General features: G+C 69.5%; 16 protein-coding genes. 7 read left to right on the plus strand and 9 right to left on the minus strand.

Annotated features, from left to right (window positions below; all coding sequences use genetic code 11):
• Window positions 1-8: 8 nt before the first annotated feature.
• Entirely contained in the window at window positions 9-863 is an 855-nt protein-coding gene (locus EZ242_RS01680) for a DUF1206 domain-containing protein (RefSeq protein WP_135283368.1), read from the minus strand.
• Window positions 864-882: 19 nt separating this feature from the next.
• The gene (locus EZ242_RS01685) at window positions 883-2,241 is read right to left on the minus strand and encodes a tannase/feruloyl esterase family alpha/beta hydrolase (RefSeq protein WP_135283369.1); all 1,359 of its coding nucleotides are present in this window, start codon (window positions 2,239-2,241) and stop codon (window positions 883-885) included.
• 213 nt (window positions 2,242-2,454) lie between these two features.
• Between EZ242_RS01685 and EZ242_RS01690 the strand changes: the two genes are divergently transcribed.
• The 3 genes from EZ242_RS01690 to EZ242_RS01700 all read left to right on the plus strand — a co-directional run bounded on the left by EZ242_RS01690 (window position 2,455) and on the right by EZ242_RS01700 (window position 7,442).
• Window positions 2,455-4,716: a hybrid sensor histidine kinase/response regulator gene (locus EZ242_RS01690; protein ID WP_167784605.1), complete on the plus strand. Its 2,262-nt coding sequence runs from the start codon at window positions 2,455-2,457 to the stop codon at window positions 4,714-4,716.
• Between the two features lie 84 nt (window positions 4,717-4,800).
• Entirely contained in the window at window positions 4,801-7,038 is a 2,238-nt protein-coding gene (locus tag EZ242_RS01695) for an NADP-dependent isocitrate dehydrogenase (RefSeq protein ID WP_135283371.1), read from the plus strand.
• Window positions 7,039-7,166: 128 nt separating this feature from the next.
• Window positions 7,167-7,442 carry a hypothetical protein gene (locus tag EZ242_RS01700; RefSeq protein WP_135283372.1) on the plus strand — a complete coding sequence of 92 codons (276 nt, stop codon included), beginning with the start codon at window positions 7,167-7,169 and terminating at the stop codon, window positions 7,440-7,442.
• 22 nt (window positions 7,443-7,464) lie between these two features.
• Here EZ242_RS01700 and EZ242_RS01705 read toward each other — a convergent pair whose 3' ends face one another.
• Together EZ242_RS01705 and EZ242_RS01710 are read right to left on the minus strand one after the other, a co-directional pair.
• On the minus strand, window positions 7,465-7,701 hold the full coding sequence (locus EZ242_RS01705) for a hypothetical protein (RefSeq protein ID WP_135283373.1): 237 nt from the start codon (window positions 7,699-7,701) through the stop codon (window positions 7,465-7,467).
• A gap of 101 nt (window positions 7,702-7,802) precedes the next feature.
• On the minus strand, window positions 7,803-8,009 hold the full coding sequence (locus EZ242_RS01710) for a hypothetical protein (protein ID WP_135283374.1): 207 nt from the start codon (window positions 8,007-8,009) through the stop codon (window positions 7,803-7,805).
• Between the two features lie 215 nt (window positions 8,010-8,224).
• On the opposite strand from EZ242_RS01710, the gene EZ242_RS01715 reads away from it, so the two are divergent.
• Complete coding sequence (locus EZ242_RS01715) at window positions 8,225-8,434, plus strand: hypothetical protein (RefSeq protein ID WP_135283375.1); 210 nt, start codon at window positions 8,225-8,227, stop codon at window positions 8,432-8,434.
• 27 nt (window positions 8,435-8,461) lie between these two features.
• On the opposite strand, the gene EZ242_RS01720 is transcribed toward EZ242_RS01715, so the two are convergent.
• Window positions 8,462-9,532, minus strand: a complete 1,071-nt coding sequence (locus EZ242_RS01720; protein ID WP_135283376.1) for an extracellular catalytic domain type 1 short-chain-length polyhydroxyalkanoate depolymerase — start codon at window positions 9,530-9,532, stop codon at window positions 8,462-8,464.
• A gap of 25 nt (window positions 9,533-9,557) precedes the next feature.
• Window positions 9,558-9,980 carry a CopG family transcriptional regulator gene (locus EZ242_RS01725; RefSeq protein WP_135283377.1) on the minus strand — a complete coding sequence of 141 codons (423 nt, stop codon included), beginning with the start codon at window positions 9,978-9,980 and terminating at the stop codon, window positions 9,558-9,560.
• Window positions 9,981-10,261: 281 nt separating this feature from the next.
• On the opposite strand from EZ242_RS01725, the gene EZ242_RS22295 reads away from it, so the two are divergent.
• Entirely contained in the window at window positions 10,262-10,519 is a 258-nt protein-coding gene (locus EZ242_RS22295; protein ID WP_240786944.1) for a hypothetical protein, read from the plus strand.
• Complete coding sequence (locus EZ242_RS01730; protein ID WP_240786945.1) at window positions 10,468-12,294, plus strand: fused MFS/spermidine synthase; 1,827 nt, start codon at window positions 10,468-10,470, stop codon at window positions 12,292-12,294. The genes EZ242_RS22295 and EZ242_RS01730 overlap by 52 nt, the downstream gene beginning before the upstream one ends.
• A 3-nt stretch (window positions 12,295-12,297) precedes the next feature.
• Here the strand turns inward: EZ242_RS01730 and EZ242_RS01735 are convergent, their stop codons facing one another.
• The 3 genes from EZ242_RS01735 to EZ242_RS01745 all read right to left on the minus strand — a co-directional run bounded on the left by EZ242_RS01735 (window position 12,298) and on the right by EZ242_RS01745 (window position 14,792).
• Complete coding sequence (locus tag EZ242_RS01735; RefSeq protein ID WP_135283378.1) at window positions 12,298-12,855, minus strand: VOC family protein; 558 nt, start codon at window positions 12,853-12,855, stop codon at window positions 12,298-12,300.
• Between the two features lie 143 nt (window positions 12,856-12,998).
• On the minus strand, window positions 12,999-13,985 hold the full coding sequence (locus tag EZ242_RS01740; RefSeq protein ID WP_135283379.1) for a tripartite tricarboxylate transporter substrate binding protein: 987 nt from the start codon (window positions 13,983-13,985) through the stop codon (window positions 12,999-13,001).
• A gap of 57 nt (window positions 13,986-14,042) precedes the next feature.
• Entirely contained in the window at window positions 14,043-14,792 is a 750-nt protein-coding gene (locus EZ242_RS01745) for an SDR family NAD(P)-dependent oxidoreductase (protein WP_135283380.1), read from the minus strand.
• A 57-nt stretch (window positions 14,793-14,849) separates the two neighbouring features.
• Between EZ242_RS01745 and EZ242_RS01750 the strand changes: the two genes are divergently transcribed.
• On the plus strand, window positions 14,850-15,647 hold the full coding sequence (locus tag EZ242_RS01750) for an IclR family transcriptional regulator (RefSeq protein WP_135283381.1): 798 nt from the start codon (window positions 14,850-14,852) through the stop codon (window positions 15,645-15,647).
• The last annotated feature ends 51 nt before the right edge of the window (window positions 15,648-15,698 follow it).

Consider the following 15,698-nt stretch of genomic DNA (forward strand, 5'->3'; position numbering starts at 1 on the left):
GCGCCCGCTCAAGCCGCCTCGATCCGCCGGTAGCGCGCCTGCACCCCCTCGAAGAGGCCGTACGCGATCAGGCCGATGGCGACCAGTCCCAGCAGCCAGGGACCGTAGGGTTGCTCGTGCAGGCTTTGCAGCGCGCCGCCGATGCCGCGGGCCTGGCCGGGGTCGTAGTTCATCGCGGCGCGCACCAGGAAGATGCCGATGAGGCCGAAGACGATGCCGCGGGCCGCCATGCCCATGCGCCCGAAGCGGACGACCCACTCGCGCGCGGTGGGGCCGAGCCGGCTCAGGTCGAGGCGCTCGGGCAGGTCGGTGCGGTAGGCCTGGACCAGCTGGATGAGGCCGACCACCACGACGGCCGCGCCCACGGCGGCGATGATCCAGCGGCCCATGGGTTGCGCCAGCACCATCGCCGTCCAGTCCTGCGCCCCGGTGTCGCCGCCGCCGCCACCGGGCCCGAAGCCGAAGGCCAGGCGGGCGGCTTCCAGCGCCAGGGCCGCATGGATGATGCCGCTGATGGCGTAGCCCACGCGCTTGGCGATCCCCTTGGCGTCGTGGCCGACGCCTTGCGGGTCCATGGCGGCCTGCACGAAGCGCCAGCTCGCATACCCCACCAGGCCGATGGCGATGACGGCCAGCAGGACCCAGCCGTAGGGCTGTTGCAGGATGGTCCGCAGGGCGCCGCCGGAATCGGTCGTTTCTCCGCCGCGACCCAGGGCCGCCTGCAGCGCGAGCGCGCCGATGACGACGTACACCAGGCCCTTGGCCGCGAATCCCGCGCGCGCCAGCCCGCGCACCCAGGGGGCGGCTTCGTGCGCCGCACGCTGGGCGGAGGACTGGACGGCGCCGGTCGAGAACTGGGTCATGTCGGTGCTCGCAGAAAGCTCAGAGTGGACAGGCGTTGGCGAGGTCCGGGCCATAGCGCGGGATCAGCTTGTCCGGCGGCGGCTGGCGCTGGCCCTTGCTTTCCACCCACTGCTCCAGCGCCATGAAGGCCGCGCGGTAGCAGGGGCTGATGGGGCGCAGCCTGCCCGGGAACACGTCGTAGAGCTGGTCCACGTGGTTGCCGGCTTCCACCACGTAGTAGCGGTGCCACTGGCCGCGCCCGGCCTTCTTCACCAGCTGCGCGTAAGGGTCGGAGTTGGTGGCGATGGGCAGCAAGGCGTCCAGCGTGCCGTGCAGCGTGATCATGGGCTTGCCGATGCGGCCGGTCAGAGCGATCTTCGCGACCGCGTCCTTCACTTCCTGCGGCCGGCCCGCGTAGTCGTAGTCGGCGTCGCAGTAGGGCACGCCGGAGGCGCAGAAGGGGATGCCGGCGTTCAGCGCGCCGTCGTAGCTTGGGTCCATCTCTTCGCGGTAGGTGCGCTGGGTCAGGTCCCAGTACACGCCGTAGTGGTGGTCCCAGAGGAACTCCGAGCCGGGCGCGAATCCGGCCGCGATGATGGCCTCGTAGGCGTCGCCGTTCCCGGCCTTGTAGGCGAGGTAGTTGCGCAGCGCCGCGGGCAGGGAGGTGAAGAGGTTCGGCCCCTCGGGCCGCCAGAGCACGCCCTCCCAGTCCACGCCGCCGTCGTACAGCTCGGGGTGGTTCTCCAGGGCGTAGCGGGTCAGGTAGCCGCCGTTGGACAGGCCGGTCATGTAGGTGTAGGCGGGCGGCCTGCCATAGCGCTGGCGGACGACGTCCTTGGCGGCCAGGGTCAGCTCCGTCACGCGCCGGTGCCATTCCGCGATGGCGTCGCCGGGTGCCACGCCGTCGTTCTGGAAGTTCGTGCCGGTGTTGCCTTTGTCCGTCGAGGCGTAGGCGTAGCCGCGCGCGACGAACCAGTCGGACAGCAGGTAGTCGTTGGCATACTGCCGCCGCACGCCGGGCGCGCCGGTGATCACGAGCTTGCCGTTCCAGTGGTCGGGCAGCCGGATCACGAACTGCGCATCGTGGAACCAGCCGAAGTAGCCGTTGCTGGTGCTCGTGTCGGGAAAGTAGCCGTCGATCTGGATGCCGGGGACGGCGCCGGAGGGGTTGCGCGTCTGCTGCGAGTGCAGGGCGCCCCAGTCGCTCGCGTCGGTCCGGTTGACGGCCACGAGGTAGCGGGTGCTCAGGTCGGCCAGGCAGATGGCGTCCTGTTTCTCGGCCCCGGGCACGGTGATCGCGCCGATGTTGGTGCAGGTGCCGGCGAGCGGTGGAAGCTGCGCCTGGGCGGCGCCCAGGCCCGAGCCCAGCAGAAGGAGGGTGGCGAGCAGTTTCCTCATGAGTCTCCCTTGGTTCTCTCGTCGCAGCCGGAGCTCGGCTGCTTCGACTTGTAAGCGCGCGGGGGATCGGGTGCTTGCAGGACGAGGCCTGCAGATGGGGGGGCGCGTCGCCGCATGGTGGGGAAGGACGCGGGCTCCCGCCCCGCCGTCCCCTTGCTCCTTAGAATCGTTCGCGCATGACGAGCCTTCCCCCGCATTACCTCGACAGGCTGCGTGCAGCTGTCAGCACATCCGGCGTGGGCGTGTGGCTCAACCCGCTGCCCCTGGGCCAGCTGGAGTGGAACGAGAACACCAAGGCGCACTTCCACCTGCCGCCCCGAGGCCACGCCGACCATCGACCTCTTCTACGAGCGCCTCCACGCCGAAGACCGCGAGCGCGTGAGTCGGGCGGTGGACGAGGCCATCGCCTCGAACCTGCCCTTCGACCAGGTGTACCGCACGGTCGGGCCGGGCGGCGCCCTGAAGTGGATCCATGCCATGGGGCGCGTGCTGCGCGGGGACAAGGGCGAGCCGCGCCAGTTCGACGGCATCACGCTCGACATCACGGACCGCGTGCAGGCCCAGCAGCGCGTGCGGGGCTTCGCCGATGCCGCCCCCGCGATGCTGTGGGTGACCGAGGCGGACGGCTTCTGCAGCTTTCTGTCGCGGGGCTGGACCAGCTTCACCGGACAGAGCGAGACGGCCGGGCTCGGCTACGGCTGGCTGGAGATGGTGCACCCGGATGACCGCGCCCAGGCCGGCGCGCGGTTCCAGGCGGCGAATGCGCGCCGGGAGGCGTTCAGCCTGGAGCATCGGCTCAAGCATGGGAACGGCCAATGGCGCTGGGTGATCGACGCGGGCAATCCGCGCTGGGGGCCGGCCGGCGAGTTCCTGGGTTTTGCCGGCTCCGTGACCGACATCCACGACCGCTACGTCGCCGAGCAGGCCCTGCGCAAGTCGCGGGAGCGCTATGTGCGCCTGCTCGGCGCCATCGACGAGGGCTTCTGCGTGGTGCAGGTGCTCATGGTGGACGGCCAGCCCGCCGACTACCGCTTCATCGAGACCAACGCGACCTTCGAGCGGCAGACGGGCCTGCACGAGCCGCTGGGGCGCACCGCGCTGGAACTGGTGCCCGGGCTCGAGCGCTGGTGGATCGAGACCTATGGCGACGTCGCGCTCACCGGCGTGGCGCGCCGCTTCACGCACGGCTCGCGCGCCATGGGGCGCTGGTTCGACGTGTTCGCCTCGCCCATCGGGGAACGCGACGAGCTGCAGGTGGCCATCCTGTTTCGCGACGTCTCGCAGCAGGTCGAGGCCGAGCGCCGCCTGCTGGAGGCCGACCGGCGCAAGGACGAATTCCTGGCGACGCTGGCACACGAACTGCGCAACCCGCTGGCGCCGATCCGAAGCGGCGCCGAGCTGCTGCGCAGCATGGGCGACAACCCGACCCAGTTGCGTTGCGCCGAGATCATCGGCCGCCAGGCGGGCCACCTGGCGCGCATGGTCGATGACCTGATGGATGCCAGCCGCATCAGCCGCGGCAAGCTGGAGCTGAGGCTCGCGCCGCTGGCGCTGCAGGACGTGGTGCGCGCCGCGGTGGAGAACGCCACCGAAGCCCTGGGCGCGGGCCGGCACCCGCTGAGTGTCGATGTGCCGCCGCAGCCCGTGCGCGTGCTGGGAGACGAGGTGCGGCTGGTGCAGGTGCTGCTGAACCTGCTGACCAATGCCGCGCGCTACTCCGCCGAAGGCCGGCCCGTTGCCGTGCGGCTGGAGGTGCAGCCGCCGGTGGCGCTGCTGCACGTGCGCGACGAGGGCGTGGGCATCGCCCCGGAGCAGCTGCAGCGCGTCTTCGACATGTTCTGGCAGGGCGGCGCGGAATCGGAGCGCTCCAGCGGCGGCCTGGGCATCGGTCTGTCGCTGGTGCAGCGCCTGACCGAGTTGCACGGCGGCACGGTGGAGGTCCGCAGCCGCGGGCTGGGCCTGGGCAGCGAGTTCAGCGTTCGCCTTCCCCTGGCTGCCGCCGCCCCGGTGCCAGGGCCGAGCCAGCAGGGCGGCGCGGCGACGCTGCAGCCGCGCCGCGTGCTCGTCGTGGACGACAACCGCGACGCCGCCGACCTGCTGGCGCAGGTGCTGCGCGTGATGGGCTACGAGGTCTTCACCGCCTACGACGGCGTCGAAGGCGTCGCGCAGGCGCAGGCCCTGGCGCCCGACGCGGTGGTGCTGGACCTGGGCATGCCGCGCCTGGATGGCTGGGGCGCCTGCCGCGCCATCCGCGCCGGCGCGCAGGACCAGCGCATCGTCCTGGTGGCGCTGTCCGGCTGGGGCCAGGCGGCGGATCTCGAACGCACGCGCGAAGCCGGGTTCGACCGGCACCTGGTCAAGCCGCTGCTGCCGTCCGACCTGGTGGCGGTGCTGGAGGAGGTGTTCCAGGAGCGCGAGCAGGGCGCCACCGCCGGGCGCCCCGAGCCGCCGCCCGAATCGGTGGCGCCCCGGTAGCCTGCCGCCGATGGCATAACATCGTGCCCGCGAAGCGACGCGCTCCGCGTCATCCCTCATTGTTGTTCCCTGAGAGAGATTCCCTTGCCTGCCGACCGCACCCAGATCGTCTATACGCTCACCGACGAAGCGCCCTACCTGGCGACGCATTCCTTCCTGCCCATCGTCCGCGCTTTCGCGAAGGCGGCGGACATCGATGTGGTCGAGAGCGACATCTCCGTGGCCAACCGCATCCTCGGTGAGTTCCCCGAATTCCTGAAGGACGACCAGAAGGTGCCCAACACCCTGGCGGAGCTGGGCCGGAAGACCCTGCAGCCGGATGCGAACATCATCAAGCTGCCCAACATCAGCGCCTCGCAGAACCAGCTGGTCGCCGCGATCCGCGAGCTGCGTTCCAAGGGCTTCATGGTTCCCGAGTACCCGGAGAACCCGCAGACCGACGAGGACAAGGCCATCCGCCAGCGCTACGCCAAGGTCCTCGGCTCGGCGGTGAACCCCGTGCTGCGCGAGGGCAACTCCGACCGCCGCGCCCCCAAGGCGGTCAAGGAATACGCCCGCAAGAACCCGCACAGCATGGCCCCGTGGAGCCCGGCCTCGCGCACGCACGTGTCGCACATGGTCGGCGGCGACTTCTACGCCAGCGAGAAGTCGCTCACGCTGGACAAGGCGCGCGACGTCAAGATGGAGCTGGTCACGAAGTCGGGCAAGACCCTGGTGCTCAAGCCCAAGGTCTCGCTGCTGGAGGGCGAGATCATCGACTCGATGTTCATGAGCAAGAAGGCGCTGCTCGCCTTCTACGAAAAGCAGATCCAGGACGCCAAGGACTCCGGCGTCATGTTCTCGCTGCACGTGAAGGCCACGATGATGAAGGTGTCGCACCCCATCGTGTTCGGCCACTGCGTGCGCACCTTCTACAAGGACGCCTTCGCCAAGCACAGCAAGCTCTTCGAGGAGCTGGGCGTGAACGTGAACAACGGCATGGCGAACCTCTACGACAAGATCGCCACGCTGCCGCAGTCCCAGCAGGACGAGATCAAGCGCGACCTGCACGCCTGCCTGGAGAACAGGCCGGCGCTCGCCATGGTCGATTCGGCCAAGGGCATCACCAACTTCCACTCGCCCAACGACGTCATCGTGGACGCCTCCATGCCGGCCATGATCCGCCAGGGCGGCAAGATGTACGGCGCCGACGGCCGCCTGGCGGAAGTCAAGGCCGTGATCCCCGAGTCCACCTTCGCCCGCATCTACCAGGAGATGATCAACTTCTGCAAGTGGCACGGTGCCTTCGACCCCAAGACCATGGGCACGGTGCCCAACGTGGGCCTGATGGCGCAGCAGGCCGAGGAATACGGCTCGCACGACAAGACCTTCGAGGTGCCGGAAGACGGCGTGGCCAACATCACGGACCTGGCCACCGGCGAGGTGCTGCTGTCGCAGGACGTGGAGCGGGGCGACATCTGGCGCATGTGCCAGGTCAAGGATGCCGCCATCCGCGACTGGGTCAAGCTGGCCGTCACGCGCGCCCGCAATTCCGGCATGCCCGCGGTGTTCTGGCTGGACAACTACCGCCCGCACGAGGCGGAGCTGCGCAAGAAGGTTGCCAAGTACCTCCAGGAGCACGACACCACGGGCCTGGACATCCAGGTGATGAGCCAGACGCGCGCCATGCGCTACACGCTGGAGCGCGTGATCCGCGGCAAGGACACGATCAGCGTCACCGGCAACATCCTGCGCGACTACCTCACCGACCTGTTCCCCATCATGGAGCTGGGCACCAGCGCCAAGATGCTCTCCATCGTGCCGCTGATGGCCGGTGGGGGCATGTACGAGACGGGCGCGGGCGGCTCCGCCCCCAAGCACGTGCAGCAGCTGGTGGAGGAAAACCACCTGCGCTGGGACTCGCTGGGTGAATTCCTGGCGCTGGCGGTGAGCCTGGAGGACGCGGGCATCAAGACCAACAATGCCAAGGCGAAAATCATCGCCACGGCCCTGGACGCGGCCACCGGCAAGCTCCTGGACAACAACAAGAGCCCCTCGCCCAAGACAGGCCAGCTGGACAACCGCGGCAGCCAGTTCTATCTCACGCTGTACTGGGCGCAGGCCCTGGCGGAGCAGACGCAGGACGCCGAACTGGCCGCACGCTTCGCCCCGCTGGCCAGGACGCTGGCCGAGAACGAGCAGAAGATCGTCGGCGAGCTCAACGCGGTGCAGGGCCAGCCGGTGGATATCGGCGGCTACTACTTCCCGGACCGCGAGAAGGTGGCAGCGATCATGCGACCCAGCCAGACCCTCAACCAGGCACTGGCCACCGTGCAGGGTTGATTCGAAGCGCGCGGGATTGGGCGTTCGCGCCCGCCTGCGCTCGAAACACGCCTCATCGGGCAAACGAGGGCGCATCATGTCCGCTTCCACTTCTGCACTCGCTGCGGCGAGGGCGACAAAGGACGGCCGTGGATTTCCTCAGATCGACCTGCGAGCTGGACCGAAACGCGCCCTCGCTGCAGCGCAGACCGGCGCGTCTCGACGCACTGCGCGCCCTCCAGTCCTGGAAGCAGGGCTACCCCGGCCGGGCCTACCAGATCGTGCGCAGCTGCCCGCTCGCCGACACCGGGCGGATTTCAGCCAAGCTGACCGCGACCGCGGATGACCCGCAGGCCGAGGCGGACCTGAGCGCGTGCTGCGCCCGTCACGCGCTGCGGACCCGCGACTGGCTGGCCTGCGACTGAACCGAGGATTGAGCCGGACGCTTCAGTCGTCGCCGTTTTCATCCGCGGCGTTCCTGGCGATGCGGCCGGACTCGGCCACCGTGAGCGCGTCCGACGCCCAGCCCAGCGCGTCGTCCACGTCCTGCCAATGCACACGGCCCAAGCCGCCGTTGCCCTGGTTGGCCATGGCGTAGGCGAACTGAAGCTGCCTGCAGCAGGCGAATGCAGCCTCGATCTGCTCGGGCGTGCGCTCGATGCCGTCTTGCGTGGTGAAGGTCAAGTTCCCTCTCCGGTTGCGTGGGTGGACGGCGCGCGAGGCGCCGCGGAACGCGCGATGGCGCCTCCGACGGCCCCATCATGCGCTCGCGATCGCGGAACCACCTAGCGGCGTGCCTTCTTTCGTACGGGCTTCTGGGTCGGCGCGCCGAGCCAGAAGTCGACCACCTGGCGCGTCGCCTGCGCTTGCACGGCGGCGCCCTGTCGCCTGGCCGCACCGCTCGCACGGGCGCGCACGGTTCCGGCGGCGGAGTTGGCGGCCGAGAGCCACATGCTCATGAAGGGGTTCTTCTTCAACCAGGGATTGCTCATGGGGTTCGATGTCCGTAGGACCCGGGCACCGTGCCTGGGGACCACGAGCATGCGGCCGCCGGATGGCGACGCCCCTAAGGATCACACCTCAATTGCGGGTTGCGCACTCCTACACCGCGTCCTCTCTCGCGGACCGGCTTCGACAAAAAGAAGGGGTGAGCCCGCGGGACCGCAGGAAAAGGCGCATGCTCAATCTTTGAGCAATAGGAACGGCCATGGACAAGCCCCTGTCACCGATGGAATCCGGGGAGCCGCGCGCCCCGGATGAACGCTGGACCTGGGCCCAGGAGGTCCGTGCCGGGATCGAGCCGTGGCAGCACCCGGGCAACTGGCTCGGATCGGCCGTGGTCATCGTGGTGGTGGTCGCGATCGGCCTGACCATCTGGCCGGGATGGGACCGCATCTTCGCGGTCCTGGGGCAGTGACCCGGGCCGCTGCGCGGCGCTGGCGCCTCACAGCGGCGTGGCCCGTGGGTGCTCCAGGAAGAAGCGCAGCATTTCGGCGGACGCATCGGGCCCCTGGGGGTCGGTGTAGCTGCCGCGGCCGCTGCCGCCCGACCACGCATGTGGCGCGCCATGCACCAGCCAGTGCTCCGCCAGCACGGCGCCGTTTTCGCCGCGGCGGACGCTGCGCGTGTAGTCGCGCCCGCCGGGGGCGCGGGCCTGGCTGACTTCCTGCGTGGCGCCGGCGCTCGCGCGCACGATGTGCTCGCCGTTGCTGGGGTGGACGGTGGTGTCGGCATCGCCGTGGAAGACGATCGCCGGGACACGGCCGAGGGCGCTTGCCCGTGCGTCCGCGGGGCCGCTCCTCATCGCGGCAAGCGCCGAGGGCAGGTCGCTCGCGACCTTGGCGGGCAATCCGGAGTGCACGCCGATGGCGGCGAAGAGGTCGGGGTAGGTCTCGCCGAGGATGGCCGCCATGGCGCCTCCCGCGGACAGGCCCGCCACGTACACGCGGTTCGGGTCGACCGTGTGCTGCCCCATCACCTGGCGCGTCATCTCGGCCAGCAGCGCCGGTTCGCCGCGGCCGCGGGCCTGGTGGGTGTGCTTGAACCAGTTCCAGCAGCCCTGCGGGTTGCTCTTTCGGGACTGGGCGGGATACAGGACGTAGAAGCCTTCCTGCTGCGCCAGTTCGTTCATGGCCGTGCCGGCTGCGAAGTCGTCCGGATTCTGGGTGCAGCCGTGCAGCATCACGACCAGCGGCAGGGGCCGGGTCCCGGCCTGGGGCGGCACGAACAGCTTGTAGTCGCGATGGCCGGAGTTGTTGGCATAGCGACCGGCGGTGAATCGCGGGTCGGTGCTCTCGGGCGCCGGTGGGGCGATCGGGCCCCGGTGTCCGGCGCCGGGCAGCGTGAAACGGCCGGGCGTCACGAAGGCCTGGACATCGATCACCTGGTCGCCGTTCAGGGGCGCCGGGCCGGCGTGGCGTGCCAGCGCGGCCTGGATGGCGGTGGTGGCCGCTTGCAGGTCACCGCGTTGGGTGAGGCTGAGGGCGCCTTGGAGCAGCTTGTGCAGGGTGGGCATGGGGAATCTTTCAGGGGTGGAGGGGTTAGCGGATGCGCTGCTTCAGCGCAGCCTTGACCGCTGGGCTGGCCTGTAGCGCGCCCAGGACGGTGACGGATTCGATGGTGGCGAGCGCGAGCTCGGGCGTGACGGCGGGGTCGATCGTGGCCAGTCCGAGAACGCGGATCTGAAGGGTCTTGCCTTCGGCGCGAACGGCTTCGAGGTCCTGCCGGGTGTAGTGCTGGATGCCCAGCACGAGCGTCTTGCGAACCACCGCTTGCCGGACGGCATCGCCATGCGCGGCCAGCTGGCTGCGAATCGCGGTGCGGATCAGGTCGCTGCGGTTGGCATAGAAGCCTTCCTGCACCAGCAAGTCGATCTGACCAAGATCGACACAGCCAAGGTTGATGGTGATCTTCTCGTCGACCGGCTTGGGGCCGGCCAGGGATTTGGTGGTTGCTTTGGGCACGGAGGCATCCTAGCACCATCCAAGTGGATGGTGTTGTCGATGGATCGCGGTATTGCTCGCAATGCATGGGCCTCGCTCACGATGCAGGCGCACGCCGGATGACCTTGGGGTGGGGGTTCGGAGGGCGCGCCGCTCGGCGTGGAGGCCTGCAGTGCCGGGCCGGGTGTGGCGTTCATGCCGACGCCGCCCGGACGCGACGCGAGAAGCATCTGTGATGCGGCAGCGCGGCCTTACAGTGGGCGCCGCGACGCTGCCCCCCACTTCACGGAGTTGGATCCGCCATGGCCAAAGCGATGTTCGCTGGAACGATTTTCTCCAGCGCTTTCCTGCTGTTCCTGATCCAGCCGATCATCTCCAAGAACATCCTCCCGTGGTTCGGCGGCACGGCCGGCGTGTGGGCGGTGTGCATGGTGTTCTTCCAGTCCGCCCTCCTCATGGGCTACGCCTACTCGGACTGGACCAGCAGGAACTGCCGCCGCGCGGCCAGGTGGTCCTGCACTGCAGCCTGCTGGTGGCGAGCCTGGCCAGCCTGCCCGTGATCGCCGATGCCTCCTGGAAGCCCGTGGGCGGGACCGACCCTACGCTCTGGATCCTGCTGCTGCTGGTGAGCACCGTCGGCCTGCCGTACTTCCTGCTCTCGACCACCGGCCCCCTCATCCAGGCCTGGGTGTCGCGCACCCTGGTGGGGGCACAGGTGTACCGCTATTTCTCGCTCTCCAACCTCGCCTCGCTGATCGCGCTGATCTCCTATCCCTTCCTCATCGAGCCCCATGCGAGGCTGGCGACCCAGGCCTGGTCCTGGTCTGCCGTGTACCTGGGCTTCATCGTGCTGTGCGCGGCTTGCGCCGTGTACGTGTACCGGGTCGCGCAGCCCCTGCCCGCGGGCGCGCCGCAGGCGGCGATGCCGCAGCCCGGCCCGACGGCGGCGGCGCCCTCGGCGGGCGACCATGTCCTGTGGCTGGGTCTGTCGGCCATGGGCTCCTGGCTGCTGGTGGCGATCACCAACCACCTGACCCAGAACGTCGCGGCCATCCCCTTCCTGTGGCTGCTGCCCCTGACGCTGTACCTCCTGACCTTCGTGCTGTGCTTCGAAAGCGAGCGCTGGTACCGGCGCGGCCGCTGGCTGGCGCCCGCCGCTGTGCTGCTGGGCCTGTGCGCCTACGCCCTGCAGGCGCCTTCGCTGGGCTCGGACGTGAAGCTGGCCATCCCGCTGTACGCGGGCGGCCTCTTCGTGCTGTGCATGTTCCTGCACGGGGAACTCGCCACCATGAAGCCGGCGCCGCGCTACCTCACCCGCTTCTATCTCATGCTCTCACTGGGCGGCGCGCTGGGAGGCGCCGCGGTGGCGCTGCTGGCCCCGCGCGTGCTGCCGGCGTACTACGAGCTGGGCATCGGCTTCGTCATCGTGGCGCTGCTGGCGGTGGCCGTGCTGCGGCCCCGGCGCCTGTGGGCGGGCGGCGCCGGGCTGCTGGCGGTGCTGTGCGCCTACTTCCTGTGGGCGCAGGTGGACTCGGACTTCCGGGACGCGCGCCAGGTCGCGCGCAGCTTCTATGGCACCTTGCTCACCCTGGACGTGCACCGCGACGAGCCGGCGGACAGCGTGCGCCAGCTCTATCACGGCTCCGTCAAGCACGGCGAGCAGTACCTCGCGGCGCACCGGCGCAGCGAGCCGACCGCCTACTATGGCCAGACCTCCGGCGTGGGCCGCGCCATCGCCGCGAGCAGGCAGGACCGCCCGATGAAGGTCGGCCTGATCGGGCTGGGCGCGGGCACGCTGGCCGCCTACGGGCGAGAGGGCGATCTCTACCGCTTCTACGAAATCAACCCCCAGGTCCTGGACTTCGCGCGCCGGGAGTTCACGTTCCTGCAGGAGAGCAGGGCGCGGGTGGAGACCGCACTGGGTGACGCGCGGCTCCTGCTGGAGCAGGAACGGCCCAATGGATTCGACGTGCTGGCGGTCGACGCCTTCTCGGCCGACTCGATCCCCATCCACCTGCTCACGCGCGAGGCCATGGCGGTGTACCGCAGCCACATCCATGAGCAGGGCGTCATCGCCTTCCACGTCACCAACAGGTTCCTCGCGCTGGCGCCGCTGGTGGCGCTGCTGGCGCGGGACCAGGGCATGCACGCCGCGCTGGTGCACGACGAGGCGGTCGGCTCCGCCCTGCGCAAGACCGACTGGGTCCTGGTCGCCCGCGATCCGGCGGTGCTGCAGCGGCCAGGCCTGCGTGAAGCGGCGAGCCCCATCGAGCCCGCGCCCAGCCTGAGGGTGTGGACGGACGATTTCAACAACCTGCTGCAGGTGCTGAAGTAAGCCTCAGCGGGAGGTGCGGTCGTAGCCGTCCTGCGAGCCCCACAGGAGGTGGCGCTGCGACCAGTCGTGGGTCTTCTCCCAGAGTTCCAGGACTTTCGGCGCCTCGGCTTCGAAGGTGGCGTCCATCTCCGGGGTGGAGGTGTGCACGCTGAGCTCCAGGCGGTGTCCGCTCGGATCGAAGAAGTAGATCGACAGCAGGAAGTCGTCGTGGTTCGTCGGGCCGATCACCTGGACGCCCTCGGCTTCCAGGTTCGCCTTGGCCTGGAGCAGCGTTTGCGTGTCCTTCACTCGGAATGCGAAATGCTGGATCCAGCCCGGGGTGCGGGGGTCCCGGCCCGAGGGCTCTCCCTCGTCTCGCGGACACTCGAAGAACGCGATGCAGCTGCCGTCTTCCATCTGGAAGAAGATGTGGATGTGCGGGCTGTACTGGCCGGTGGATGGCACGTGGTCCTCGCCCATTGCATGAATGAACTTGAGGCCGAGGATGCGGGTGTAGAAGTCCACCGTCGCCCGCGCATCCTGGCAGCGGAATGCGGCGTGGTGCAGGCTCTTGATCAACATGGGTCGGTACCTTTCGAAACTTGTGCGTCGCCATGCCGATGGGGACTGCGGCTCGCACGACTGGCTGTCCCGCGGCAACGCATCGAACGAGTCCACGCGCGGGCTGCCGTACATGCCCGTCATGGACGCCACCCTGCGCCGCCTCAGTTCTGGATCTCGATGCCGCGGCGCGCGATGACGCTGCGCCAGCGGGCGATGTCGTTCTGGACCATCTCGCGCATGGCTTCGGAGCTGCTGTAGGTCGGCTCGCTGCCGGCCCGCAGGAGCGCAGCGCGGACCTCGGGTTTCTTCAGCAAAGCCTGGACGTCGGCATTCAGCCGCCGCACGATCGCCTCGGGCGTGCCAGCCGGCGCGCCCAGGCCCAGCCAGGAGCGGACCTCGAAGTCCGGCAGGGTGGCGGCGACCGGGGGCACGTTCGGCAGCGAGGGCCAGGCAGCGGCGCTCGTGACCGCCAGTGCGCGCAGGGTCCCGGACTGCACGTGCGGCAGCGCCACGGTGGGCGTGTCCACCAGGACATCCACATCGCCCGCCACCACGGCTTGCACCGGTGCGCCGCCGCCCCTGTACGGGACGTGCAGCAGCTCGATGCCTGCGGTGCCGCCCAGCAGCTCGCCGGCCAGGTGCTGCGTGGACCCCACGCCCACCGAGCTGAAGCTCACCTTTTTCGTGCCGGACCTGGCCATCTGGATCAGGTCGGCAAGCGACTTGGCCGGATGGTCGGGTCGGACGGCCACCACGAAGGGAAAGGACGTGAGCGTCGAGATGAAGGCGAAGTCCTTCACCGGATCGTAGGGCAGCGTCCGGCGCATGGCGGCGGACGCCGTGTGCCCGCCGGTGAGCAGCACCAGCGTGTGGCCGTCCGGGGGCGCCTTGGCGACGAAGCTGCTGGCGATCATGCCTCCGGCGCCGCTCTTGATGTCCACCACCACCGGTTGCTTGAGGGACGCATGCAGCTGCTGCGCGACCAGCCGAGCGATCACATCGGCATTTCCGCCGGCGCCGAACCCGTGCACCAGTTGCACGGGCCGGTCCGGCCACCCCGTCTGGCCGAAGGAGAAGGGCGCGGCGATAGCGGCGGCGGCGCCGACGAACGTTCGACGGCTCAGGGTGGCAGGACGCGAGGGGTTCATGCTGTCTCCGTTGTGGGTGTGGGTTGGTGCTTGCCGTCCGCGCCGATCGGCTGCCGCTCAGAGGGTGTGGCCACCGTCGATCACGATGCGGGTACCGGTAGCGGTGCGCAGGTGCGTGACGCAGGCAAGCACCGCGCAGGCCACATCGTCCGGCGTCACCACGCGCCCGAGCGGCGTCTGGGTCGCTTTCTTCTCCAGCTCGGCGCGGCTGCGACCCTCGACGAACTCCGTGTCCACCGATGCGGGCGAGACGCACAGCAGCCGGACCGCCGGGCCGCAGGCACGCGCCATGGCCTGCGTCATCGTGTCCAACGCCGCCTTCGCGGCGCAGTAGGCGATGTTGCTGCCCGCACCGGTGAAGGCGGACACGGACGACACGTTGACCACGACGGCGTCACCCGAGGCGCGCAGCAGCGGCAGCAAGGCGCGTGTGATGGCGTACGGGCCACCTGCGTTCGCAACCAGCAGGGAATTGAACAGCTCGGGCGTTAGCGCATCGAAGTCGGCATGCGCAATGCGCCGCGTGTACCCCGCGGAATTGACGAGCACATGGACCGCCCCGAAGCGCTCGGCGAGCCGGCGGGCGGCGTCCGCGTGCGCCTGCGAATCCTCGAGCGGAATGCACATGGCCATGTGCCCGGTGCCCGCGAGTTCGGCGACCAGCTGCTGAGCCCGCCCTTCGCCGCTGTAATAGCCGACGACAACGTTCGCGCCCTGGGCAGCGAGCAGGCGCACGCAGGCTGCGCCGATGCCGCTGCTGCCTCCCGTGACGACAGCCGTTCGGCCTTCGAGTGGTCGATGTTCCATGCCGACAATTGAACGACACCGGCTCCGGCGCAGGACACGCTTGTACGATAGTCGAACATGACTTCAGCGATCGAAGCCGGCTCCCTCCGACGCGGCGTGGTTCTGCTCAAGCTCCTGGCGACGGCCGGCTCCCGGGGCCTGTCCCTGACCGAGCTTGCCGCTGCCACTGCTCTGCCGCATCCTTCCGTCCACCGCGTCCTCAAGCAGCTGGTGGCCGAACGCCTCGTGGAACAGGAGCCGGACGCTCATCGCTATCGCCTCGGCCCGCTGACCTTCGAACTGGGGCTGGCCGGCTCCATCATGTTCGACATCCGCGACCTGTGCGAGCCGGCCATGCAGGGGCTGGCGCAGGGAACGGGCGACACGATCTACCTGGTCGCGCGCAGTGGCTTCGATGCGGTGTGCGTTCACCGCACGGAAGGGTCCTTTCCGATCAGGACGCTGGTGCTCGAGGTCGGGAGCCGGCGTCCGCTCGGTGTGGGCGCCGGCGGGCTCGCCATCCTGGCGATGATGAAGGACGAGGAACGTGCCGAGGTGATCGAGCGGGTCGCGCCCAAGCTGCGTTCCTTCGGTGGCCTCACGGCCGCCGTCCTCGCCCAGGCCTGCAGGAAGACCCGGTCCCTGGGGGCCAGCGTGATCCAGGACACCGTGAACCTGGGCGTCAGTGCCGTCGGCAGGGCCTTCCGCGACGCACTGGGCCAGCCGGTCGGTGCGCTGAGCGTGGCTGCCATGAGCCAGCGCATGACGGCGACGCGGATCCGCCGGATCTCCTCGGAGCTGCAAGTCGCCTGCGAGGAAGTGGAGGCTCGTTTGCGCGCCCATCGCCAGCGAAGCCGATGGGGTGGCCGGGCCTAGGAGCGTGGGCGGCAGAAAGCGGGCGCGCGCCGTGGTCGCCGGGCCCTGCGC

The sequence above is a fragment of the Ramlibacter rhizophilus genome (assembly GCF_004681965.1).
GTDB lineage: Bacteria > Pseudomonadota > Gammaproteobacteria > Burkholderiales > Burkholderiaceae_C > Ramlibacter > Ramlibacter rhizophilus.

Bases quoted from the DNA above. Each gene is read 5' to 3' on its own strand.
- EZ242_RS01685 (WP_135283369.1), bottom strand. From the start codon at position 2,241: ATGAGGAAACTGCTCGCCACCCTCCTTCTGCTGGGCTCGGGCCTGGGC.
- EZ242_RS01745 (WP_135283380.1), bottom strand. From the start codon at position 14,792: ATGGAACATCGACCACTCGAAGGCCGAACGGCTGTCGTCACGGGAGGC.
- EZ242_RS01735 (WP_135283378.1), bottom strand. From the start codon at position 12,855: ATGTTGATCAAGAGCCTGCACCACGCCGCATTCCGCTGCCAGGATGCG.
- EZ242_RS01680 (WP_135283368.1), bottom strand. From the start codon at position 863: ATGACCCAGTTCTCGACCGGCGCCGTCCAGTCCTCCGCCCAGCGTGCG.
- EZ242_RS01710 (WP_135283374.1), bottom strand. From the start codon at position 8,009: ATGAGCAATCCCTGGTTGAAGAAGAACCCCTTCATGAGCATGTGGCTC.
- EZ242_RS01750 (WP_135283381.1), top strand. From the start codon at position 14,850: ATGACTTCAGCGATCGAAGCCGGCTCCCTCCGACGCGGCGTGGTTCTG.
- EZ242_RS01720 (WP_135283376.1), bottom strand. From the start codon at position 9,532: ATGCCCACCCTGCACAAGCTGCTCCAAGGCGCCCTCAGCCTCACCCAA.
- EZ242_RS22295 (WP_240786944.1), top strand. From the start codon at position 10,262: ATGGCCAAAGCGATGTTCGCTGGAACGATTTTCTCCAGCGCTTTCCTG.
- EZ242_RS01715 (WP_135283375.1), top strand. From the start codon at position 8,225: ATGGACAAGCCCCTGTCACCGATGGAATCCGGGGAGCCGCGCGCCCCG.
- EZ242_RS01740 (WP_135283379.1), bottom strand. From the start codon at position 13,985: ATGAACCCCTCGCGTCCTGCCACCCTGAGCCGTCGAACGTTCGTCGGC.